Source organism: Azorhizobium doebereinerae UFLA1-100 (genome assembly GCF_000473085.1).
In the GTDB taxonomy this organism is placed as follows: Bacteria; Pseudomonadota; Alphaproteobacteria; order Rhizobiales; family Xanthobacteraceae; genus Azorhizobium; species Azorhizobium doebereinerae.
This window is the reverse complement of record NZ_AXBA01000016.1, coordinates 65,716-88,526: the sequence shown is the minus strand read 5'-3', so window position 1 is coordinate 88,526 and position 22,811 is coordinate 65,716. Positions and strand designations below refer to the sequence as shown.

At 70.1% G+C, this 22,811-nt stretch carries 20 protein-coding genes and 2 tRNA genes; 9 read left to right on the top strand and 13 right to left on the bottom strand.

The annotated features are described in order from the left end of the window. The first annotated feature begins 3 nt into the window (after window positions 1-3). From lon to YU1_RS0113710, 4 genes are all read left to right on the top strand, one after another. Window positions 4-2,415 (top strand): endopeptidase La, encoded by a 2,412-nt coding sequence (lon, locus tag YU1_RS0113725; RefSeq protein ID WP_029004567.1) that lies wholly within the window; start codon window positions 4-6, stop codon window positions 2,413-2,415. A gap of 427 nt (window positions 2,416-2,842) precedes the next feature. Further along, window positions 2,843-3,121, top strand: coding sequence for an HU family DNA-binding protein (locus tag YU1_RS0113720; RefSeq protein WP_029004566.1), 279 nt, complete (start codon window positions 2,843-2,845; stop codon window positions 3,119-3,121). 489 nt (window positions 3,122-3,610) lie between these two features. Then, complete coding sequence (locus YU1_RS0113715; protein WP_029004565.1) at window positions 3,611-3,928, top strand: PilZ domain-containing protein; 318 nt, start codon at window positions 3,611-3,613, stop codon at window positions 3,926-3,928. Window positions 3,929-4,124: 196 nt separating this feature from the next. After that, a tRNA-Val gene (locus YU1_RS0113710) sits at window positions 4,125-4,200 on the top strand. A 239-nt stretch (window positions 4,201-4,439) separates the two neighbouring features. On the opposite strand, the gene YU1_RS34005 is transcribed toward YU1_RS0113710, so the two are convergent. Further along, complete coding sequence (locus YU1_RS34005) at window positions 4,440-4,592, bottom strand: hypothetical protein (protein WP_198018921.1); 153 nt, start codon at window positions 4,590-4,592, stop codon at window positions 4,440-4,442. 63 nt (window positions 4,593-4,655) lie between these two features. Between YU1_RS34005 and YU1_RS34000 the strand changes: the two genes are divergently transcribed. Together YU1_RS34000 and YU1_RS0113700 are read left to right on the top strand one after the other, a co-directional pair. Next, the gene (locus YU1_RS34000) at window positions 4,656-4,976 is read left to right on the top strand and encodes a PilZ domain-containing protein (protein ID WP_035715348.1); all 321 of its coding nucleotides are present in this window, start codon (window positions 4,656-4,658) and stop codon (window positions 4,974-4,976) included. A gap of 463 nt (window positions 4,977-5,439) precedes the next feature. After that, window positions 5,440-5,516: transfer RNA gene (locus YU1_RS0113700), tRNA-Asp, on the top strand. A gap of 85 nt (window positions 5,517-5,601) precedes the next feature. Here the strand turns inward: YU1_RS0113700 and YU1_RS33450 are convergent. After that, complete coding sequence (locus YU1_RS33450) at window positions 5,602-5,757, bottom strand: hypothetical protein (RefSeq protein WP_156922124.1); 156 nt, start codon at window positions 5,755-5,757, stop codon at window positions 5,602-5,604. 610 nt (window positions 5,758-6,367) lie between these two features. On the opposite strand from YU1_RS33450, the gene YU1_RS0113690 reads away from it, so the two are divergent. Further along, window positions 6,368-7,042: an outer membrane protein gene (locus YU1_RS0113690; RefSeq protein WP_029004564.1), complete on the top strand. Its 675-nt coding sequence runs from the start codon at window positions 6,368-6,370 to the stop codon at window positions 7,040-7,042. Window positions 7,043-7,214: 172 nt separating this feature from the next. Here YU1_RS0113690 and YU1_RS0113685 read toward each other — a convergent pair whose 3' ends face one another. The 8 genes from YU1_RS0113685 to YU1_RS0113650 all read right to left on the bottom strand — a co-directional run bounded on the left by YU1_RS0113685 (window position 7,215) and on the right by YU1_RS0113650 (window position 17,589). Next, window positions 7,215-8,294 (bottom strand): alpha-hydroxy acid oxidase, encoded by a 1,080-nt coding sequence (locus YU1_RS0113685; RefSeq protein WP_029004563.1) that lies wholly within the window; start codon window positions 8,292-8,294, stop codon window positions 7,215-7,217. A 54-nt stretch (window positions 8,295-8,348) separates the two neighbouring features. Continuing rightward, window positions 8,349-8,741, bottom strand: a complete 393-nt coding sequence (locus YU1_RS0113680; protein WP_029004562.1) for an acyl-CoA thioesterase — start codon at window positions 8,739-8,741, stop codon at window positions 8,349-8,351. A gap of 114 nt (window positions 8,742-8,855) precedes the next feature. Further along, window positions 8,856-10,583, bottom strand: a complete 1,728-nt coding sequence (locus YU1_RS0113675; protein WP_035715347.1) for an ABC transporter ATP-binding protein — start codon at window positions 10,581-10,583, stop codon at window positions 8,856-8,858. Between the two features lie 65 nt (window positions 10,584-10,648). Next, the gene (locus YU1_RS0113670; protein WP_051356850.1) at window positions 10,649-11,740 is read right to left on the bottom strand and encodes a siderophore-interacting protein; all 1,092 of its coding nucleotides are present in this window, start codon (window positions 11,738-11,740) and stop codon (window positions 10,649-10,651) included. A 3-nt stretch (window positions 11,741-11,743) separates the two neighbouring features. Next, window positions 11,744-13,729, bottom strand: a complete 1,986-nt coding sequence (gene fhuB / locus YU1_RS0113665) for a Fe(3+)-hydroxamate ABC transporter permease FhuB (RefSeq protein ID WP_029004559.1) — start codon at window positions 13,727-13,729, stop codon at window positions 11,744-11,746. Between the two features lie 10 nt (window positions 13,730-13,739). Continuing rightward, window positions 13,740-14,636 carry an ABC transporter substrate-binding protein gene (locus tag YU1_RS0113660; RefSeq protein ID WP_029004558.1) on the bottom strand — a complete coding sequence of 299 codons (897 nt, stop codon included), beginning with the start codon at window positions 14,634-14,636 and terminating at the stop codon, window positions 13,740-13,742. Beyond that, window positions 14,633-15,445 (bottom strand): ABC transporter ATP-binding protein, encoded by an 813-nt coding sequence (locus tag YU1_RS0113655; RefSeq protein WP_029004557.1) that lies wholly within the window; start codon window positions 15,443-15,445, stop codon window positions 14,633-14,635. Before YU1_RS0113655 ends, YU1_RS0113660 begins: the two co-directional genes overlap by 4 nt. Continuing rightward, window positions 15,442-17,589, bottom strand: coding sequence for a TonB-dependent siderophore receptor (locus YU1_RS0113650; RefSeq protein ID WP_035715343.1), 2,148 nt, complete (start codon window positions 17,587-17,589; stop codon window positions 15,442-15,444). The genes YU1_RS0113655 and YU1_RS0113650 overlap by 4 nt, the downstream gene beginning before the upstream one ends. A 268-nt stretch (window positions 17,590-17,857) precedes the next feature. On the opposite strand from YU1_RS0113650, the gene YU1_RS0113645 reads away from it, so the two are divergent. Beyond that, entirely contained in the window at window positions 17,858-18,760 is a 903-nt protein-coding gene (locus YU1_RS0113645; RefSeq protein WP_029004555.1) for a helix-turn-helix transcriptional regulator, read from the top strand. A gap of 16 nt (window positions 18,761-18,776) precedes the next feature. Here the strand turns inward: YU1_RS0113645 and YU1_RS0113640 are convergent, their stop codons facing one another. Continuing rightward, on the bottom strand, window positions 18,777-19,673 hold the full coding sequence (locus YU1_RS0113640) for an ATP-binding protein (protein ID WP_051356849.1): 897 nt from the start codon (window positions 19,671-19,673) through the stop codon (window positions 18,777-18,779). A 236-nt stretch (window positions 19,674-19,909) separates the two neighbouring features. On the opposite strand from YU1_RS0113640, the gene YU1_RS0113635 reads away from it, so the two are divergent. Then, complete coding sequence (locus YU1_RS0113635) at window positions 19,910-20,602, top strand: hypothetical protein (protein WP_156922120.1); 693 nt, start codon at window positions 19,910-19,912, stop codon at window positions 20,600-20,602. Between the two features lies 1 nt (window position 20,603). On the opposite strand, the gene YU1_RS0113630 is transcribed toward YU1_RS0113635, so the two are convergent. Beyond that, complete coding sequence (locus tag YU1_RS0113630) at window positions 20,604-21,440, bottom strand: sulfite exporter TauE/SafE family protein (protein WP_029004552.1); 837 nt, start codon at window positions 21,438-21,440, stop codon at window positions 20,604-20,606. Window positions 21,441-21,588: 148 nt separating this feature from the next. Continuing rightward, window positions 21,589-22,587: a tRNA dihydrouridine(20/20a) synthase DusA gene (gene dusA, locus YU1_RS0113625; RefSeq protein WP_029004551.1), complete on the bottom strand. Its 999-nt coding sequence runs from the start codon at window positions 22,585-22,587 to the stop codon at window positions 21,589-21,591. Window positions 22,588-22,811: the final 224 nt, after the last annotated feature.

The window sequence follows — 22,811 nt, the reverse complement described above, 5'->3', positions numbered from 1 at the left end:
GTCATGAGCCCGAAGCAGCGCCCCCCTCTCGTTCCCGGCGTCGCACAGACATTCCCGGTGCTCCCCCTGCGGGACATCGTGGTCTTCCCGCATATGATCGTTCCCCTGTTCGTGGGGCGGGAGAAGTCGATCCGCGCCCTGGAAGAGGTGATGCGCGGCGACACCTACATCCTCCTCGCGACCCAGGAGAACGCCTCGGACGATGATCCGGCCACCGACGCCATCTATCGCGTCGGCACGCTGGCCACCGTCCTGCAGCTGCTCAAGCTGCCCGACGGCACCGTCAAGGTGCTGGTGGAAGGCGTCACCCGCGCCCAGGTGGTGCAGTACACCGACCGCTCGGACCTCTATGAGGCCGAGGCGATCACCCTGCCCGACGAGGTCGGCGACGTGGTGGAGGCGGAAGCCCTCGCCCGCTCGGTGGTCAACGAGTTCGAGAACTATGTGAAGCTCAACAAGAAGGTGTCGCCCGAGGTGGTGGGCGTCGTCGGCCAGATCGACGACCACGCCAAGCTCGCCGACACCATCGCCTCCCATCTCGCGGTGAAGATTCCCGAGAAGCAGGCCGTGCTGGAGACCGTGAAGGTCGCCGACCGGCTGGAGAAGGTGCTGGGCCTGATGGAGAGCGAAATCTCCGTGCTCCAGGTGGAGAAGCGCATCCGCACGCGGGTGAAGCGCCAGATGGAGAAGACCCAGCGCGAATACTATCTCAACGAGCAGATGAAGGCGATCCAGAAGGAACTCGGCGACGAGGACGGGAAGGACGACCTCCAGGAGCTGGAAGACCGGATCAAGCGCACCAAGCTGACCAAGGAAGCGCGCGAGAAGGCCACGCACGAGCTGAAGAAGCTCCGCCAGATGTCGCCCATGTCGGCGGAAGCCACCGTGGTGCGCAACTATCTGGACTGGCTGCTGTCGATCCCGTGGAGCGTGAAGAGCAAGGTCAAGAAGGACCTGCCCTTCGCCCAGTCGATCCTCGATGCCGACCACCATGGCCTGGACAAGGTCAAGGAGCGCATCGTCGAGTATCTGGCCGTGCAGAGCCGCGCCAACAAGCTGTCGGGGCCGATCCTGTGCCTCGTCGGCCCCCCGGGCGTCGGCAAGACCTCGCTCGGCCGCTCCATCGCCAAGGCGACGGGCCGCGAGTTCGTGCGCGTGTCGCTGGGCGGCGTGCGGGACGAGGCGGAGATCCGGGGTCACCGGCGGACCTATATCGGGTCCATGCCGGGCAAGATCATCCAGTCCATGCGCAAGGCCAAGAAGTCGAACCCGCTCTTCCTGCTGGACGAGATCGACAAGATGGGCGCCGATTTCCGTGGCGATCCGTCGGCGGCTTTGCTCGAGGTGCTGGACCCGGCGCAGAACGGCACGTTCGCCGATCACTATCTGGAGGTCGATTACGACCTTTCGAGCGTGATGTTCGTGACCACCGCGAACACGCTGAACATCCCGCCGGCGCTGCTCGACCGCATGGAGGTGATCCGCATCGCCGGCTACACCGAGGATGAGAAGCTGGAGATCGCGCGCAAGCACCTGATCCCCAACACCATCCAGAAGCATGGCCTGGCGGCGAAGGAATGGTCCATCGACGACGCGGCCCTGCTGCAGGTGATCCGGCGCTACACCCGGGAAGCCGGCGTGCGCAACCTGGAGCGCGAGATGTCCACCCTCGCCCGCAAGGCGGTGAAGGAGCTCGTCATCTCCAAGAAGAAGACGGTGAAGGTGACGATGAAGAATCTCGAGGATTTCCTCGGGGTGCCGCGCTTCCGCTATGGCGAGATCGAGGGCGATGACCAGGTGGGCGTCGTCACGGGCCTGGCCTGGACCGAGGTGGGCGGCGAACTGCTGACCATCGAAGGCGTCATGATGCCGGGCAAGGGCCGCATGACCGTCACCGGCAACCTCAAGGAAGTGATGAAGGAGTCCATCTCCGCCGCCGCCTCCTATGTGCGGTCCCGCGCGGTGGACTTCGGCATCGAGCCGCCGCTGTTCGAGCGTCGTGACATCCACGTCCACGTTCCCGAGGGGGCAACCCCGAAGGACGGCCCGTCGGCGGGCATCGCCATGGTCACCACCATCGTCTCCGTGCTCACCGGCATCCCGGTGCGCCATGACGTGGCGATGACCGGCGAGATCACCCTGCGCGGCCGGGTGCTGCCCATCGGCGGCCTCAAGGAGAAGCTGCTGGCCGCCCTGCGCGGCGGCATCAAGCGCGTGCTCATTCCCGAGGAGAATGCCAAGGATCTGGCGGACATCCCGGACAATGTGAAGAACGCGCTGGAGATCATCCCGGTCTCCCGCATGGACGAGGTGCTCACCCACGCGCTGGTGCGCCGGCCGGAGGCCATCTCCTGGACCGAGCAGCCGGTCACGGTGGTGCCGGATGAGGATGCGGCGGGCGTCGTCGCCCACTGAGCCGCCTTCGCATCGCAAGGCTGAAGCATGATCCGACCCGGTGGGCGCCCCGCGCCCGCCGGGTTCGTCATGTCAGGACCCTCGAACCGGGCGCGAAACGGCGCAGGCATTGGACCGGCGCGCATTTTTCGCAGTGGTTTTCCCCCGCTTTTGCCAGCCGCCCCGCGACAGCTCGGCCGTCGCCGGGAGAGAGGCGCGCCTCAGGCGGAATGGCTTCAACGAAATCAGAGGCTTAGCTCATGCGGACGGGCGTCGCGCGGATCGCGCCGGGCGTTGTATTTTGGCGTCCCACTGCCGCGAAATCGTTAGCTGATGCGGGTTTGTGGCGCTTCCCGCTTGCAAAAGCCACATTTTCCGTAAAGCTTCCCGCGCATCGTTGAGGCCAAAGCCTCGCGATTCGAAGAGACACAACGGAAGGAACGGTCACATGACCACCAAGAACGAACTGATCGCCGCGGTGGCCGAAGAGGCCAAGCTCACGAAGGCGGCTGCGGCGGCCGCCGTGGATGCCACGTTCGACATCATCGCCAAGGCGCTGAAGGACGGCGAAGAAGTGAAGCTGATCGGCTTCGGCTCCTTCTCGGTTGTCTCCCGCGCCGCCCGCGAAGGCCGCAACCCGCGCACCGGCAAGCCGGTGAAGATCAGCGCCTCCAAGGCCCCCAAGTTCACGCCCGGCAAGGGCCTGAAGGAAGCCGTCAACGGCTGATCCGTTCCGTGCGGCGCTCCCCCCGCCTCGTGCGGGCGGAGCGCCCCGGCGACGCTCCGGGCGCATCCGGCGGTCCGTTCCGCCGTGCGCCCTCCGGGGCGGGGCCTTGCCAGCGGCAGGCTCCGATCCCCCTTTTCCCGCCCGAGCCGCCACCGCCTCGCCCTCCGGCGATCCGGCCCCACGGCTGCCCCCTCTCGCGCCGCCGGCGCCTGGCGGCCCCTCCCGGGGCACCCGGGCGGCCCCCAGCGGCGGCAAGCCTGGCGGCGCCCGGTCGCCCGATGCCTCTCCCTCTCTCGCCCCGCACGCCCCGGCCGCCGTTGCGGACTACCGCAAGCGGAAGCTCGACATGTCAGCTTCACGCCAGCCTGTCGCGGTCTGCTAGGTAAAAGGCGTAGCTCGGCTAGGCATTGGCGAAGGTCTCGCCAGTCGCCATGCGGTGCCGCCCACGTTGTTTCGGCGGTGTTGCTCTCACATGCGGTGGATCAGCTGATGAAGCCCCAAATCTATCATGTGCATGCCCGGCCGCTCGCGGCCCCGGCGCAGGCCAATCGCCGCGCGGCCAAGCGCTTTCCCACCTCGCAGCGCGCCTGGATCATGCACGACGCCCAGCAGCTCTGTACCGGCGAGATCGTCGACATGTCGTCCGGCGGCGCGCAGATCAAGGTGGTGCGCGAGGACGCGATCCCTGACGACGTCAACGTGCTGATCCTCGGCGAGACCTACATGAAGGACATTCCCGTGTCCGTGCAGTGGCGCGGCAACGGGCGCCTGGGCGTGCGGTTCCTGTCGCAGGGCGTCGTCTACTGAGTGGCGCGCGCCGCCGGCGCCCGGCGGCCAGCCGCCGGGCCGGGCGCGCCGTCCCGCCGGCGGGCCGTCGCGGGCCGCCTGTGCGCGGGGTTCTCCTGGCCGGGCCCGCCCGAACCGCGTCTCTCTGGACACCGGCGCGCGGCCTCTTGCGCCCGCTGCGGGCGGGTGGTTAAACCGCCGCTCCGCTGCTGCGGATGGGCGGTTAGCTCAGTTGGTAGAGCATCTCGTTTACACCGAGAGGGTCGGCGGTTCGAGCCCGTCACCGCCCACCATCCCTTCCCTTCGCCATTTCCGTGATGTCCCGCCGCAAGACGCCGGCCGGACCTGTGGCGGCTGCGGCTTCCCGGCGGCCCGGAAGCGGCCCGGCCGCGCCGCCGGACCGGGCGCCGCGCGTTTCTTCCAAAATGGATGAACCATTAACCTTGCGGACGCGGCGGCAGGTCGCAGCTCTGCGTGGGAGAGATGGCGGGAAACGGCCCCGGCGCCGCATCGTCCGGGGCGGGGCGTGTCATCACCTTGTCATATAAGGCAAATCAATCTGTCGGCGGAAATGGCGGCGGCGCAATTTTGCCGGCCGCAAGGGGCGGCGGCGGGCAATTTCCCGTCCGTCAGGATGGTCCATTTTGGTATTAAATGTTGCAGGGGCGAAGAAAGTGGTGTTCATCTCGCCGCTCGCCGAGCCCGAATGCCAATCATTGTGAGTCCTCATTTCATGGTGGCACCTTTGATGAATCGCCAGATTGTCCATGTGAGCGCGTGGTCGGCGGCGGCGGATGCCCGCCGGCACAATCGGCGGAAGGCCAAGCGGTTTCCGACCTCCCAGCGCGCCTGGATTGTCAGCGGCGGGGAGAAGCTGTGCTTCTGCGAGATCGTCGACATGTCGGGGACGGGCGCGCAGATCAAGGTGGTGCGCGAGGATCGCTTTCCGGAGGAGTTCAACCTCCTGATCGTGACCGACACCTACATGAAGTCGGTCCCGGTGGCGGTGCGCTGGCGCGGCGGCGGCCGGATGGGGGTGTTCTTCCGCTCGCTCGGCGTGGTGCTCTGAGGCGCTGAGGCCCTGCGCGCCGGGCCCTTGTGCCGGCGCGCCCGGCGGTTCCCGACCGCCTTTCCCACGCCGCCCGTCACGGGCTCCGACGCCGGCTTCCGCGGCACCGGACCGCCGTGTATTGCGCGCGCGGCGGCGCCCTCGTCATACTGTGCAACGCGGGCGTGGCCATCCGTGCGGAAGGCTGCCCCCGGCCGGCTGACGGAGGCGGTGGAGCGGATTGCGACCTGCCGCAATTATCCCGATCAGCCGGTGTTCCACGAGGGCGTCTGCTTCCCTGCGGCGTGCGCAGAGGGCGGTGGACATCGCCGTCTCCGACCAGAGCGCCCGTGCCCGGCAGCGTCCCCGGCGGGGGGTTTTGCACAGGTGTCATGAAAACATGCCGGGCTCGCTTGACTTGATGTGAGGGGCGCCGTATCACCCCGGCACTCGACGCGCTGACCGCTTCAGCGGCGGCCGCTTCGGGGGTGTAGCTCAGTTGGTTAGAGCGCCGGCCTGTCACGCCGGAGGTCGCGGGTTCGAGCCCCGTCACTCCCGCCACTCATCCTTCCCGGACATTTCATCGCCGTTCCCCGCGCCTTGCGTGCGCCGGTCCCGTGCGGCGTCGCGCCGGACGGCCGAGGTCTCAGCGCGCGGTGTGGACGAACCAGAAATAGAGCGTGCTCAGCAGCAGGCTGGCCAGCAGCAGGAGCAGCACGCGCGGCAGCCGGCGCCGGTCGAGCGTGTCCCATTCGGCGGGTGCGTCCGGCGCGGCGCCCGGCTCCGCCGCCGGTGCGTCCATGGAGCCCGCGCCGGTCCGATTGCGCCGCCATCCCCTCAGCAAGACATGCTCCATCCTCGGCACCCGCCGCGTGCGCGCCGGTCCGCGGCGGCTCCAGTTCCGCGCCCCGGCCTGCCGCCGCGCGGAGCGCCGGGCATCGCCGGCGGACCATGGCCCCGCCTGCCGGTCAAACGCGGTTGCTGGGCATTTGTTCCGCGCGGCCCGCGTGCAGGCGCGCTCCGGCCCGCCGCCGCGCGGGCGGGAGGCGGGGCAGGGAGCGCAAGAAGGAGGTGGGGGAGGGGCGGAGCGGCGCCGGCCCGGCGGCGGGCGAAATGCGGGGCGCCGGCGTCGGGCCTGTGGCGGAATGGTGGTGTTCGCCGGACATATCCCCGGCGGTCCGTTTCCGAATGTAATACGGATTATCCGAATGTAATAAAAAATTATACGCCAGCAATATCAATCACTGCAATGCGCTATTCAAATACCTATTTTCGCTTAATGCGTGCGTCATCGCATGGAGATGCAACCAAAAAATACTGGCGATGAATTTTGAGTTGCACAACTAACACACCGCACTGTCCGGGTTTTGCTACAAGGAGTGGAGGTGGGGTGGTTATAAAAGGTCATGATTATGAAGCGTATCCTCCTTGCGTCCGCCCTCGCTCTGGCGGTCGCGGCGCCCGCCTCGGCGGCGGATCTCGCCACCCGTTATCCGGTGAAGGCCGCGGTGGTTCCCGTGGCCCCGGTGTTCTCCTGGACCGGCTTCTACATCGGCGGCAACGTCGGCTACGGCGGCGGCTCCTACGACTACACCTTCGGCAGCGCCACCGCCTCGTCCGACGCCAGCGGCTTCATCGCCGGCGGCCAGCTCGGCTACAACTACCAGTTCGCCAACAATGTGGTGCTGGGCGTCGAGACCGACATCCAGTGGTCCGGCATCCAGGGCGACATGAACGTCAACGGCACCTCGCTGAAGACCTCGCTGGACTATTTCGGCACGGTCCGCGCCCGCGTCGGCTATGCCTTCGACCGCATCCTGCCCTACGTGACCGGCGGCTTCGCCTACGGCAAGTCCAAGACCTCGGTGGAAACCGCCAGCCTCACCGGCGACGATTCCTCCACCGGCACCGGCTGGACGCTCGGCGGCGGCCTTGAGTATGCGATCACCAACAACTGGACGTTCAAGACCGAGTATCTCTATGTGGATCTCGGCAGCAACGACTATGCCATCTCCGGCACGTCCAGCTCGCTCAGCGTGGACAACAAGTACCACACTGTGAAGGCCGGCCTGAACTACAAGTTCTGATCGGCCCGAAGCCGCATATCGCGCGGCCCCGCCGGAGCCGCCGGCCCGCATCCGGGCCGTGGCTTTGGCTCTTTCGACGAAGACCAGAAGACACTTCCAGCCGCGCCGGCCGGCGCTGGAGCCTGCTCCGGTGCCCGCCTGCGCGGCCTTTTCATGGGGCGTGCGCGGCCCCTTAGGGCACGAGCACGTCGCGGGTCACCGCGTCCAGCGTGGCCCGGCCGGTGAGCGCCATGGCCACCTCCAGCTCGGCGCGCAGCAGGTGCACCGCATGGGCGACGCCCACCGCCCCCGCCACCGCCAGGCCGTGGATGTAGGGCCGGCCGATCATCACCGCCGAGGCGCCCAGCGCCAGCGCCTTGAGCACGTCGGTGCCGCGGCGGATGCCGCCGTCCACCAGGACGGGTATGCGCCCCTCCAGCGCATCGACCACCCGCGGCAGGAGGTCGATGCTGGCGGGGATGCCGTCCAGCACCCGGCCGCCGTGGTTCGAGACGATGATGCCGTCCGCCCCTTCCGCCAGCGCCCGGGCGGCGTCGTCGGGCGCCTGCACGCCCTTCAGCAGGATCGGCAGATGGGTCAGCGCGCGCAGCCGCGCCACCTCGCCCCATAGCGGGGTGACGGGCAGGGCGCCGCCGAACAGCGGGCTGTCGCCGATGCCGGAGGCCTGGAACGTGGCGGTCGAGAGGCCGCGCAGGTTCACCGCGTCCACGCCGCGCGGCAGCGTGAAGCCGGCCCGCCGCTCCTGCGTGCGCAGGCTCACCGGGGCGTCCACCGTCACCACCAGCGCGGTATAGCCGGCCGCCTCCGCCCGGCGCAGCAGCTTCACGGTGAAGTCCCAGTCGTTCTGCACGTAGAGCTGGAACCAGAGCTGGCCGGTTCCGGCCGCGCGGATGTCCTCCAAAGCGGTGGAGGCCTGGGTGCTCACCACCATGGGCGCCTTGGCGGCGCCGGCGCCCTGGGCGGTGGCGATCTCGCCTTCCATATGGAACAGCCGGTGGTAGGCCACCGGCGCCAGCAGGATGGGATGGTCGATCTCAAGGCCGAGCAGCTGGGTGCGGGTGCTGGCCTTGGTGAGGTCGCACAGCACGTGCGGCAGCAGCCGCAGCCGGTCGTAGGCCTCCTTGTTCCAGCGCGCCGTCAGCCCGTCGCCGGCGGCGGCGGCGAGATAGGCCCAGGCGTTGGGCGGCAGCTGCTTGCGCGCCAGCGTCTCGTAGTCGGACAGATCGTAGGCGTCGGGAAGATGGATCTGCATGTGCGCGTGCCCCCGCCTCAATATGCCTGCGCCGCCGCCGCCTGTCGCGCCGGTTCAGGCCGCCGCCTGGCCCACCGGGCGCGGCCGCCCGTCCTTGTCCAGCGCCACCATGATGAACACCGCCTCGGTCACCTTCTCGCGCAGCGCGGAATGCTCGCGGCGCGCCCACACCTGCACGTCCAGCGTCATGGAGGTGCGGCCCACGTTCAGCAGGTCGGTGTAGATGCACAGCGTGTCGCCCACCTTCACCGGCAGGCGGAAGTTGATCTCCTTGACCCCGGCGGTGACCACGCGCCCGGCGGCCTGCTCGGCGGCGCGCATGCCGGCGGCAAGGTCCATCTGCGCCATCACCCAGCCGCCGAAGATGTCGCCCGAGGGATTGGCGTCCGCCGGCATGGCGAGGGTGCGCAGGGTGAGTTCGCCGGTCGGCTCGGTGGTGTCGGTCATGGGGGCTCCTTCGGGGGGCGGGGTCGCCGCCTGTCCCCCGCTGGGTAGACCCGCAGCGCGCCCGGAGGCAAGGCCGCGCCGCGGGCGGCGGACCCACGCGGGGCGCGGCGCGGCTCAGACCATGTCGGCGAACTGGGTGTCGTGCAGCCGGCGGTAGAGGCCGTCGAGCGCCACCAGTTCGCCGTGGCGGCCCTGCTCGGCGATGCCGTCCGGGCCGACCACGATGATGTGGCCGGCATTGCGGATGGTGCTGAGGCGATGGGCGATGGTCAGCGTGGTGCGCCCCTCGGACAGAGCGGCGAGCGACTGGCGGATCTCCATCTCGGTCTCGGTGTCCAGCGCCGAGGTGGCCTCGTCCAGGATCAGGATGGGCGGGTCCTTCAGGAAGATGCGGGCGATGGCGACGCGCTGCTTCTGCCCGCCGGAGAGCTTGACCCCGCGCTCGCCCACCACGGTGTCGAGCCCGGCGGGCAGGCCGGCGATGAGCTCGTCGAGCCGCGCCCGCCGCGCCGCCTCCAGGATCTCCGCGTCGCCGGCGCCGAGCCGGCCGTAGGCGATGTTCTCGCGCAGCGTGCCGGCGAACAGGAACACGTCCTGCTGCACGATGCCGATATGGGCGCGCAGGCTGGCCAGGGTGAAGTCGCGGATGTCCGTGCCGTCGATGGTGATGCGCCCGGCGGTGGGCTCGTAGAAGCGCGGCAGCAGCGAGCAGATGGTGGTCTTGCCCGCGCCCGAGGGGCCGACGAAGGCCACCGTCTCCCCCGCTTTGATGGTCAGCGACAGGTCGTTCAGCACGCTGGCGCCCGAACCGTAGCCGAAGCTCACGCCCTCGTAGCGGATGGCGTCCTTGAGCCCGGTGAAGGGCTGCGCTCCCGGCCGGTCTGCGATGTCCGGGCGCACCGCCAGCAGGTCGAGATAGCGGCGGAAGCCGGCCACGCCCTTGGGGTAGATCTCCAGCACCGCGTTGATCTTCTCGATCGGCCGGAAGAACACGCCCACCAGCAGCAGGAAGGAGACGAAGCCGCCGTTGGAAAGGTCGCCCTTGATGACGAACCAGGTGCCGGCGATCATCACCAGCACCTGGGTGAGGCGCATGCCGAGATAGCTCAGCGTCATGTTCGCCGCCATGATGCGGTAGGCGGACAGCTTGGTGGTGCGGTAATTGGCATTGTCGCGGGCGAACAGCGCCCGCTCGTGGTCCTCGTTGGCGAAGGCCTGCACCACGCGGATGCCGCCCACATTCTCCTCGATGCGGGCGTTGAAATCGCCCACCCGGCCGAACAGGGTGCGGAAATTCTCCGTCATGCGGCCGCTGTAGCGGCTGGAGACGAAGGCCACCACCGGCACCACCGCGCCGGTGATGAGGGCGAGGTGGACATTGACCATGGTCATCAGCACGAAGGCGCCGATGAAGGTCATGATGGCGATGAACACGTCCTCCGGCCCGTGGTGGGCGACTTCGCCGACCTCCTCCAGGTCCTTGGTGATGCGGGCGACGAGGTGGCCGGTCTTCTGGTTGTCGAAGAAGCGGAACGACAGCTTCTGGAGATGGTCGAAGGCGCGGCGGCGCATCTCGGTCTCGATATTGATGCCGAGCATGTGCCCCCAATAGGTCACCACCGCCATGAGACCGGCGTTGATCACGTAGATGCCCACCAGCGCGGCGGCGGCGGCGGCGATGAGGCCCCAGTTCTGCGCCGGCAGCAGATCGTCCACGAACAGCTTCACCGCCATGGGGAAGCCGAGTTCCAGCAGGCCGGAGACCACCGCGCAGGTGAAATCCAGCAGGAACAGCCCCCGGTAGGGGCGGTAATAGGCGAAGAAGGCGCGCAGCAGCTGCATGACGTGTCCGTGGGGGCGTGGCGCCCGTGAGGGGGACGGGGCGGCGCGCGGGGGCGTCTCGCGCGTCATTCGCCGAGATCCACGCCCTGGTAGCCCCGCCGCCAGTAGGCGGCAATGGAGCGGCGGCTCTTGGCCAGCCCGATCCGCGCCGCATGGGCGCGCAGCGCGCGGGCCGCCGTTTGCTCGCAGCCGGCCCATAGATAGGCATCCTTGGCGTCCGGCGGCAGGGGCACGGCCTTGACCGCATCCTCCAGCAGGGTGGTGGTGCCGGCCGGCGCGCCGTCGCGGTAGAGCCATTCCAGGTCGAGGCTGGCCGCCGTGGGCAAGGGCTGCTCCTCGGCGGCGTCGGCCACCTCGATGCGCACGATGGCCCGCGCCGTCGCCGGCAGGCGCTCCAGCCAGCGGGCGATGGCGGGCAGGGCGGTCTCGTCGCCGGCCAGCAGGTAGAGGTCCGCCGCCGGCAGGCCGCCGCCGCCGGGGCCGAGGAGGGCGGCGGGCATGCCGGGGGCGGCGGCGCGCGCCCAGTCGGAGCCGGGCGCGTCGCCCGCGTGCAGGGCGATGTCGAGCGCCGCCTCGCCCGCCGCCACGTCCACCGCGCGCAGCGTGTAGACGCGCGGGGTCAGCGTGTCCGCCCCCTCCGGCCACAGCACGCGCCCGTCCGCCCGCGCCGTGGGCCAGCGGGGGGCGCGGTCCTTGGGCGGGATCAGCAGGCGCACATGCAGGCTGTCCGCCGCGAGGCCCGACACGTCGCCGCCCACGATGACCCGCCGCATGCGCGGGGTGACCTGGAAGGCGTCGCGGACGGTCAGCTCGTGCAGATAGGGCAGGCGGCCGGCGGTCGCGCCGTCGCCGGTCCAGGCGAACTCCGGCCGCTCGTCGCCGGCGAAGGCGAACAGATGCTCGGCCAGCACCATCTTGGACACCGACAGGCCGGCGGCGTTGGGGCTCTCCACCCGGCAGCGCAGGCCCGTGCCCTCGGCGACGAGATCGGCGCGGCCGAAGCTGCCGAGGATGGTGGCGCGGGCCTCCGCGCGCGTCACCGTGCCGTGGCCCTCGAAATGGGCGGCGAGCTTCTCCAGCATGCCGGGGGGATCGGCGAGCGGGATCAGCGCGTCGGCGCGCAGGGGGGCTTGCGTCGGGGATGCGGTCTGCGGCATGGGTCAGGCGCCTTTGGCGGGGCCGCGTCGCAGCAGCCAGACGAGATAGGGACCGCCCACCAGCGCCGCGAACAGCCCGACGGGGATCTGGTAGGGGAAGGCCACCGTCCGCCCGAGCCAGTCGGCCAGCACCATGAGGGCGGCGCTGATCAGCGCGGCGGCGAGCACCTGCGCGGCGCCGCGCGCGAAGCCCATGAGGCGCGCCAGATGCGGCCCGATCAGCCCGATCAGGCTGAGCGGCCCGACGAAGAAGGTGGCCACCGCCGTCATCAGCGCCGCGCCGGCGGCCAGCACCAGGCGGGTGCGGGTGACCGGCAGGCCGAGGGCGCCGGCCACCGGCCCGCCCAGCGACAGGATGTCGAGCCAGCGCCCCAGCAGCAGGCAGGGGGCGATGAGCAGCACCGCTACGGCGAGCGCGGCCAGGCTCTGCGCGCCGTCCACCCGGTCGGTGGAACCGGACATCCAGCCGAGCAGCAGGAAGGCGCGCCGGTCGCCCAAGGCGAGCACGGCGGAGAGGATGGCAAGGCCGGTGGCGCCCATGGCGATGCCGCCCAGCAGCAGCCGTTCCGGGCCGAAGCCGGTGGCGGCGGCGAAGGCGAGGATCAGCAGCAGCGCGATGAGCGCGCCGACGGCGCTGCCGCCCATCATCATCGCCACCGAGGGGGCGGCCACCGTGAGCAGCACGGCGGCGAGGCCGACGCCGGCCCCGGCGCTGACGCCGAGCACTTCCGGCCCGGCCAGCGGGTTGCCGGTGAGGCGCTGCATCAGCGTGCCGGACGCGCCGAGCAGAGCGCCCGCGGCGGCGGCGGCCGCCACGCGCGGGGCGCGGAACGGCCACAGGTCGGCCAGCAGATCGCCGGTGGCCAGCGACCAGCCGTCATAGGACGGGCCGAGGAGGAGGGCGAGCGCGGCGACGGCGGCGAGCGCGACCACCAGCAGCGCGAGGCCCGCCAGCGGCCGGCGGAGGCGGCGCGCGGCGGGGGCGGCCAGGCCGGGACGCTCGACGACGGCGAGCTTCGGCAGCAGCCAGAGCAGCAGCGGCCCGCCCAGCAGCCCGGTGGCCGCGCCGGTGGGGATGGCGTCCGCGCCGCCGGCGGCGGTCACCTGCACCACCCCGTCGGTGAGCCACAGCAATATGGCGCCGAGGGCGGGCGCGGCGATCAGCATGGCGCGCGGCGCGCGCACGCCGCCCAGCCGGGCGAAGGCCGGGGCGGCGAGGCCGATGAAGCCGATGACGCCCACCTCCGCCGTCACGCTCGCCGCCAGCCACACCGCCACCGCGATGATCAGCAGCCGCGCGCCGTGCACCGCCATGCCCAGGCTGCGGGCGCTGGCATCGTCCAGCGCCAGCACGGTGAGCGGGCGCAGCAGCAGCAAAGCGGCGGCGCCGCCAAGCACGAGGCGCCAGAGCAGGGTGATGGCGCCGCCCCAGCCCTGCTGGTGCAGCGAGCCGGCGCCCCAGATGAACAGCGACATGACGTATTCGCCATGGCTGAGCACCAGAGCCGCGCTGAGCGCCGAGGCGATGAGCGAGACGGTCATGCCCGAGAGCGCCACCGTCACCGGCTCCAGGCCGCGCTTCCAGCCCAGCGCCAGCACCAGCGTCACCGCCGCCAGCCCGCCGGCCAGCGCCACCATCTCGCGCGGCACGGCGCCCACCAGCCCGCCCAGCAGCGGGGCGTAGATAGCCGACAGGGTCAGCGCCAGCTGCGCGCCGGAGGCGATGCCGAGGGTGGAAGGATCGGCGATGGGATTGCGCAGCACCCGCTGGAGCAGCGCCCCGGCGAGCCCGAGGGCGGCGCCCGCCAGCAGCGCCACGGCGGCGCGCGGCAGCAGGCTCTGCCACAGCACCACCTGCTCCAGCGCCCGCGCGGTGGCCGGATCGCCGGGAATGGGCGCGCGCAGCAGCAGGGCGAGCGCGAACAGGGCGGCGGCAAGGCCGGCGAGGCCGGTCCACAGCAGCGGCGGGGCGCGCCGGGCGCGGGGCATGCGGGCGACGTCAGCCAAGCGACCCGGCCTTTCCGGCGAAGGGCAGCGCCTCGGCGAGCAGGCGCGCGAAGCGCAGGCCGGCGGGCAGGGCGCCGAACGGGTCCACCGGGGCGAGCTCAACCACCCGGCCGGCGCGCACGTTGGGCAGCGCATGCCAGAAGCCGCCGCCCGCCAGCATCTTCCGGGCGGGCGCGGGCACGGGGGGCAGGACCGCGATCCAGGCCTCGCCGATCTGCGCCAGGACCTCCAGCCCCATGGGCGCGGTGGCGGAATAGCGCGTGCCGGCGGTCCAGGCATTGGCGAGGCCGAGGCGCTCCAGCACCTCGCCGAACATGCTGTCGGCGCCGAACACCCGGAAATGCCGGTCGTCGCCCAGGTTGATCACCAGCACCGGCCGCCCGTCGCCGCCGGCGAGGCGCGCCTTCAGCGCCGCGAGGCGCGCGCGGGCGCCGGCCACCAGCGCCTCGGCCGCGCCGGTGCGGCCGGTGCGGGCGCCGACCGCCAGCGTGGCGGCCTCGGCGGCGGCATAGGGCCGGGCGCCGGGGCCGTAGATGGAGATGTTCTCCACCGGCGCGATCAGGCGCAGCTTGGGGTCGGCCCAGGAGGTGTAGTTGGAGCCGAAGATGAGGTCCGGCCTCAGGAGCCGCAGGGCCTCGTAATTGGGCGTGCCGCGCAGGCCGAGGTCGGCCACGGCGGCGGGCAGTTCCGGCTCCACCACCACCTGGCGGTAGAGCACCAGCTCGGCGGCGGCGACCGGCGTGACGCCGATGGCCAGCAGCGTCTCCAGCAGCGCCCAGTCCAGCGTCGCCACCCGCACGGCCGGCGCGGCGGCGCGGGCGGCGGCCGGCACCAGCGCGGCGGCAGCGAGGCCCGCCAGCAGACGGCGGCGGGAGAGGCGCGCGCTCACAGCACGTAGCCCAAAGGCTCGTCGCGCACCGGATGGGTGAGCACGCCCATGGGCAGGCCGTACAGCGCCGCCAGCAGGTCCGGCCGCATCAGCTCGCGGGCGGGGCCGTGCTCCAGCACCCGCCCGCCGCGCAGGGCGATCAGCTCGTCGCAGGTGCGCATGGCGAGGTTGATGTCGTGCAGCACCACCACCACCGCCATGCCGGGTCCCCCATCCGAGGCGCCCGTCGCGGCGCCGCTCTCGCGCGAGAGGCGGCGGACGAGGTCCAGCACCTCGCTCTGGTGGGCGATGTCGAGGGCGGAGGTGGGCTCGTCCAGCAGCAGGCAGCGCGGGTCCTGCGCCAGCATCAGCGCCACCCAGGCGCGCTGCCGCTCGCCGCCGGACAGGCTGTCCACGGTGCGTCCGGCGAGCGCGGCAAGGTCGGTGCGGGCGATGGCCCGCTCCACCTTGGCGGCATCCTCCGCCGTAAAGCGGCCGAGGGTGCCGTGCCAGGGAAAGCGCCCGAGCGCCACCAGCTCGCGCACGCTCATGCCGTCGGTGGCCGGGGTGAATTGCGGCATGTAGGCGACCGCGCGGGCGAAGTCGCGGTCATGCCACCGCGCCAGCGGCTTGCCCTCGAAGGCGATGGTGCCGCCGGTGGACGACACCTGCCGGGCCAGCAGCTTCAGCAGCGTGCTCTTGCCCGACCCGTTGGGGCCGATCAGGCCATAGACGCGCCCCGGCGCGAGCGACAGGGAAAGCTGGGCCAGGATCTCGCGACCCGGCACCGCGAACCGCACGTCCTCCAAGTGCCAGAGCGGCGGGCTCACCATCTGTAGGTAACCTTTCCGGTGATCGTCCGCCCGTCGCCATAATAGCAGCCGAACGAGCCGCAGGTGGCCACATAGGTCTCGTCGGCGATGTTGGCGATGTTGAGCTGGGCCTTGTAGGGCCCCTTCTCGTAATGGATGGCGGCGTCGAACAGGGTGTTGGCCGGCAGCAGATTGGCGTTGCTGTCGAGGTCGTAGCGCTCGCCCACGTAGCGCACGCCGCCGCCGAGGCCGAAGCCCTTCAGCGGGCCGTCCTGCCAGGTGTAGTCCAGCCAGGCGTTGGCGGAGTTCTCCGGCACGTTGGACGGGCGGTTGCCGGCATACTGGCCCTGCGTGATCTCCGCATTCATGTAGGTGTAGTTGGCGATGAGCTTCAGCCCCTGGGTGATGCTCATGGTGGCGGAGAGCTCCACCCCCTTCACATGCACCTCGCCGTTCTGCACCGCGTAGCTGACCCCGCCGATCACGTCGGTGGAGGAGACGTTGCTCTGCTTGAGGTCGTAGACGGCGGCGGTGAAGAAGCCGTCCCAGCCCACCGGCTGGTACTTGACGCCGGCCTCGTACTGCTTGCCCTCGGAGGGCTGGAAGGCGGCGCCGCCGAGCTGGGTCGGCATGTTGCCGATCACCGGCTCAAAAGAGGTGGAATAGCTGACATAGGGCGCGATGCCGTTGTCGAACAGATAGGTCAGGCCGATGCGGCCGGTGGTGGCGCTGTCGTCCTGGTCCTGCGTGGTGGTGCCGTAATTGGTCACCGTGGTGGAATTGACGCTGGCCCAGTCCTGCCGGATGCCGAGCGTGAGCAGCCACTTCTCCAGCTTGATCTGGTCCTGCGCGTAGAGGCCGAGCTGGTCCACCGTGCCGTCCACCTTGGAGGCGTACCACACGGTGTTGGGGATGGTCATGCCGTAGACCGGGGCGAAGATGTTGATCGACGGCGCAGTGCCGAAGGCGGTGTAGGTGTCGGCATCGTGGCTGCGGAAGTCGAGGCCGACGAGGATGTCGTGGCTCAGCGGCCCGGTGTTGAGGTGGGCCTCCAGCTGGTTGTCGATGGTGAAGGTGCCCAGATCCTCGGTATTGTACTGCGTGCCGCGGTTGGCGATCAGCGCATTGGTGCTGTCGAGCCCGGAATAATACAGGCTCGAATAGTCCCAGTTCAGCTTCAGGTAGCGGGCGTTCTGGCGGAAGGTGACGTTGTTGTCGAAGGTGTGGCTGAACTCGTAGCCGAGGGTGGACAGCGTGCGGCTGGACGCATTGAAGTCCGGGTCGCCGAGATAGAGGCTGCGCGAGGCGCGCAGGCCGTTCAGCGATTGCAGTGTGTACTGGTTCGGCAGGCCGACGGTGGAATCGGGCGTGTCATACTGCACCATCGCCAGCACGGTCAGCTCGGTGCTGGCGTCGGGCCGGAAGGTGAGGGACGGGGCGAACAGGAAGCGGTCGTTCTCCACATAGTCGGTCTGCGTGTCGGCGAGGCGGCCGAGGCCGGTGATGCGATAGGCGACGTTGGAATCCTTGGCGGTCGGCCCGCCGAAGTCGAAGCTCGCCGTGTAGCGGTCGTAGGTGGCGGCCTCCAGGTTGAACTCGCCGAAATTGGTCCAGGTGGGCCGCTTCGACACCATGTTGATGAGGCCGCCCGGATTGCCCTGGCCGTAGAGCACCGAGGAGGGGCCGCGCAGCACGTCGATGCGCTCCAGCGCATAGGGGTCGATGGAGGTCATGCCCTGGTCGCGCATGAGCTTCAGGCCGTTGAGATACTGGCTGTTGGCCGCCGAGAAGCCGCGGATGATGGGCGAATCGAAGCGCGGGTCGGTGCCGAACGGCTGGGACACCACGCCGGCGGAATAATCCAGCGCCTGGCCGAGATTCTGCACCGCGCGGTCGTCCATCTGGTCGCGGGTGACGACGGAGATCGACTGCGGCACCTCGACGATGGGCGTGGCGGTCTTGCTGCCGGTCACGGTCTGGTGGGCCACATAGCCTTCCACCGGTCCGGTCGGGGTTTCCTTGTCGGTCTCGACGTTGACGGTATCCAGGATGACGAGGGACGAGGGGGCCGCCGCCTGCTGCGCGTGCGCCGCACCGGACATCAGGCCGGAGGCGGCGACGCCGAGCAGGAGAAGGGAACGGAGAGACTGGGGGTGCCACATCAGAGCCTGCCAAAGTGCTCGATCCCGGCGCAGTTCAGAAGTATTCAAATGTAAGTCTGACCAGCGGGATCAATTGGTTCGATAAACGGCTCATATCAACCGAAGTCCAGTCTTGATTGTCGCTTCCTGTTGCGCATAGAACCTTCTTGGTCTGTCGTCGCGATGGGGGTGTCGCGATCAGTCTTTGCAGGCTTTGGTTTATAGCCTTTACAAACTGTCAGTCGCATCATGGATACCTTGCCGAGGATCCGCCCATGACCTTTCACCCATGACTTTCCGCCCCCGCATGACCTCGTACCGCGAGGGCATCACCGTACTGGAGGACCTGCGCTGGCGGCGCTGGAACGGGGCGGTGGCGGACGTCTGGCACGCCGCCTGCGCGGCCGGGGCGCACGGGGAATATGTCTCGCAGGATGCCCGCCTGTTCGTGGTGCTGGAGCGGGAGGGCGGGCATTCCGACCTCAAGCTCAGCCCCAGCGCCACCGAGGCGGTGGGCAGCCGGGCACCGGAGCACCTGAGCTTCATTCCTGCCGGCATGCCGCTGTGGTCGCGCATCGACGAGCCCATGACCATCCGCCACCTGGACATCCATTTCGACGCGAAGGCGCTGGCCGGGCGCCTCGGGGAGGACGTGGACCTGGAGCGGCTCGCCACGCCGCGCCTGCGCTTCGCCGACGAGCGGCTGATGGGCATCGCCCGGCTGATCGCCGCCGAATGCCTCGACCATAACGCCCATCACGATCTCTATGGCGACGGCCTGATGCTGGCGCTGTTCATCGACCTGATGCAGCTCGGCCGCACCGGCCTCGGCCACGCCCAGGCGCGCAAGCGCGGAGCGCTGGCGCCCTGGCAGGTCAAGCGGGTGACGGACTTCATCGAGGCCAATTGCCTGCGCAGCGTCCGGCTCCAGGAACTGGCGGAGCTGGCCGAGCTGTCGCAATCCTATTTCAGCCACGCCTTCAAGGCGGCCACCGGCCTTGCGCCCTACCAGTGGCACATGCAGGCGCGGCTCAGGAAGGTGCAGGAGATGCTGGCGGCCGGCGAGATGACGCTGACCGAGATCGCGGTGGTGGCGGGCTTCGCCGACCAGGCGCACCTGACGCGGGTGTTCCGCCGCGCCCTCGGCCAGACGCCGGGCGCCTGGCGGCGCGCCCGGGTCGCGGTGGCCTGATCCGGGCCGGTGGGCCTCAGGCGGGCTTCAGGTGCACGCCGAGGCGGCCGGCGAGGTCCTGCACATATTGCCAGGCGGTGCGGCCGGAGCGCGCGCCGCGGGTGGTGGCCCATTCCAGCGCCTCGGGGCGCCACACGCGCTCCTCCACCGGAATGCCGTGGTGGGTCACATAGCCTTCCACCATGGCGAGATACTCGTCCTGGCTGCACTTGTGGAAGCCGAGCCACAGGCCGAAGCGATCGGAGAGTGAGACCTTCTCCTCCACCGCCTCGCCGGGATTGATGGCGGTGGAGCGCTCGTTCTCCATCATGTCGCGCGGCAGCAGGTGGCGGCGGTTGGAGGTGGCGTAGAAGATCACATTGTCCGGCCGTCCCTCGATGCCGCCCTCCAGCACCGCCTTCAGCGACTTGTAGGAGGTGTCGTCGGAATCGAACGAGAGATCGTCGCAGAACACGATGAAGCGGTGGCGCGAGACGCGCACCTCAGCCATCAGCGCCGGCAGGGTCTCGATGTCCTCGCGGTGGATCTCCACCAGCTTGAGGCGCGGCCCGGCGGGATCGGCGAGGCCGTGGTTCACATGCGCGTGGGCGGCTTTCACCAGCGAGCTCTTGCCCATGCCGCGCGCGCCCCACAGCAAGGCGTTGTTGGCGGCAAGGCCGCGGGCGAAGCGCGTGGTGTTCTCCACCAATTGGTCGCGCACCCGGTCAATGCCCTGCAACAGGTCCATCTCCACCCGGTTGACGCGCGGCACCGGCTCGAAGCGGGTGGGCTCGGTCGCCCAGACGAAGGCGTCGGCGGCGTCGAAATCCACCGTCCCGGCGCGGGGCGGGGCGGTGCGCTCCAGCGCGTCGGCGATGCGGGCGAGCAGAGCGGTCAGGGTGGCGTAGTCGGCGTCTCTTGGTTCTTGCGGCATGTGCATCTCCCTGGCGGCGGGGGATACGGTGCACCGCGCGCCACGGCAAGCGGCGCGTCGAGCGGGCGACCCGCGCAAGCCATGCGCCCGGCGCAGGCGAATGGAGGCACCCTGGGGTTGTTGCGCTGCGGCAAGAAACTCTTAACCTGCGGCCGGGCACAAAAGGGGTGGGCTGGGTCGAATTGGATGGAACCTTCGGGTTCGTCCGCTGATGGCGATCATCAACGGAGCACCAGATGCGACCGAACTGTTTATCGGCCGGGACGGCGTCCCGTTTCCTCGGCCTTGCGGTGCTGGCGGTGGCCGCCGGCGGCGCGCGCGCCGAGGACGTGAAGACCACGATCACCCGCGACGTGAATTCCGACGGCAGCTCCGCCGTCTATGTGACCAACACGCCCGCCTGGCTGGACGGCGCCAAGTTCGGCGTCGATCTCTCGCTGTCGGCGGCCACCGTCAATACGGTGCAGCCGAACCGCGCCCTGCCGTGGGACGTCTCCGACACCTCGGCGGCCGCCGCCTGGGCGAAGATGAGCCTGCCCACGGAGGCGCAGTGGCTGCCCTGGCAGCAGACCACGCTGGAGATGCGCGTCGATCCCACCCAGAATGCCGGCAAGGTGGGCACTACCTTCTCCCGCGAGATGAAGCTGACGGACCACATGACCGCCAGCATCAACGACAGCTATGCCCTGGTCCACAGCGCGGACGCCAGCAGCGGCTGGGAGCTGGGCAAGTCGGTGAGCGTCAAGCTGCCGGACACCGGCACCACCTTCTCGGTCGGCGCCACCAATACCAGCGGCGAGCGCGCGTGGCTGCCCTCGGCCAGCGCCGAGCAGAAGCTGATCGGGCCGCTGAACCTCACCACCACGGTGGAGAATACCGGCACCGAGATCAGCAAGAGCATCACCGCCGGCTTCAAGCACAACTGGTAGCTCAGCCCCAGAGGATCGCCGCCAGGAAGCGGGCGGCGACCGCCAGCAGGAACAGGCCGAAGCCCACCTCCAGCGCCCGGCGCGGCAAGGCGTGGGCGAGCCGCGCGCCGAGCGGCGCCACCAGCGTGCTCACCGGCGCCATGCACAGGAAGCCCAGCACCGAGACGTAGCCGATGGAGAGCGGCGGCAGCTCCGCCAGGTGCGGCCAGCCGGTGACGGCATAGCCGATCACCCCCGGGATCGGGATGAAGATGCCGATGCCGGCCGAGGTCGCCACCGCCGCGTGGATCGGCACGCCGTAGAGCGTCAGCAGGATGGTGGCGAGGCCGCCGCCGGCGATGCCGATCATCGACGAGGCCATGCCGATGACGAAGCCGCAGATGCGCAGCACGGCCGGGCCGGGCAAGGTGTCGCCCAGCCGCCAGTCGGCGCGCCCGGCGATGCTCTTGGCGGCGAGGATCACCGCCACGACGATGAACACGCCCTGGAGCACCGCGCCCGGCACCACGCCGGCGAGCGCGCTGCCGGCGATGACGCCCAGCACCGCCGGCACGCCCAGCGCCTTCATCAGGCCCGGCACCACCAGGCCCCGCGCCTTGTGCGCCTGGAAGGAGCGGATGGAGGTGGGGATGATGATGGCGAGCGAGGTGCCGATGCACAATTGCATGCGCACGTCGTCCGACACGCCGATGATGCGGAACACCTCGTAGAGCACCGGCACGATGATGCCGCCGCCGCCGACCCCCAGCAGGCCGGCCAGGATGCCGGAGGCGACGCCGCCGGCGAGCAGCGCGCCGATCAGCACGGCGACTTCGGACCAGGGGATTGCGGAGAGCATGGGGGAGGGGACCGGCCGGAGGACGCCCCATCTGCCGCGCCGCGCCCGCCCTTGTCCAGTGCCCGGACGGCCCGTCCTTCGTCACAGCCCTTCGTCACCGCCCGCGTCACCTTGGGGCAGCGGTACGGCCGCCGCCGTCCGGGGGGCCTCAGGCGGCGTCGGACCGCACGTGCCGGTTGCGGATGGCGCCGGCGGCGCGGTGCAGTACCTCCAGGCCGGCGCCGGGCACCAGCGCCTCGGTGGCGAGCGTGCGGCGATAGGTGCGCGCGCCCGGCCGCCCGCCGAACAGGCCGAGCATGTGGCGGGTGATGTCGTGCAGCCGCCCGCCGGCTTCCAGATGCGCGGCGACATAGGGCTCGAAGGCCGCGATCGCGGCGAAGGCGTCCGCGTGCGGGGCGGCTTCGCCATGCACCCGCGCGTCCACCTCCAGCAGCAGATCGGGGTCCTGGTAGGCGGCGCGGCCCAGCATCACGCCGTCGAGCCCGGCGCCGGCGCGCAAGGCGTCGTCCAGCGTGGCGAGCCCGCCGTTCAGCTCGATGGGCACATGCGGCAGGCGGGCCTTGAGGCGCGCGACCCGGGCATAGTCGAGCGGCGGGATCTCGCGGTTCTCCTTGGGCGAAAGGCCCTTCAGCCAGGCCTTGCGGGCATGGACGATGAGCCGGTCGGCCCCGGCCGCCAGCACGGCGTCCGCCAATGCGTCGAGCGCCTGCTCCACGTCCTGCTCGTCCACGCCGATGCGGCACTTGACGGTGACCGGGATCCGCACCGCCGCCTTCATGGCCGCGATGCAGGTGGCAACCAGCGCCGGATCGCGCATGAGGCAGGCGCCGAAATTGCCGCCCTTCACCCGGTCGGAGGGGCAGCCCACATTGAGGTTGATCTCGTCATAGCCGAAGTCGGCGCAGATGCGCGCCGCTTCCGCCAGCAGCCCCGGATCGCTGCCGCCGAGCTGCACCACCACGGGGTGCTCGGCCGGGGAGAAGCCCAGCAGCCGCTGGCGGTCGCCATGGATGATGGCGGGGGCGGTGACCATCTCCGTATAGAGCCAGGCGCGGCGCGACAGCGTGCGGTGGAAGGCGCGGCAGTGCCTGTCCGTCCATTCCATCATCGGCGCGATGGAGAATCTAAACGATTGATGTTCCGACATTTTTCGTAACTTAAGGGAAATGAGTCACCGTGTGTGGCCCGGACCTTGCGGTCCGATAAAGTCGATTTTCCGTCTCCCGGAGCCGTCCGTGCATCCGGCGCCGACAGGGATCGTCCCGTTTATTAAACTAAAATCCGGATCCAGCAGAGCCCCGATCCGCCGGCATGGACCGCACATCGATGGGAGGTCCCGCGCCGCGAGGATGCAGGAGGCCTGGCGTTCGC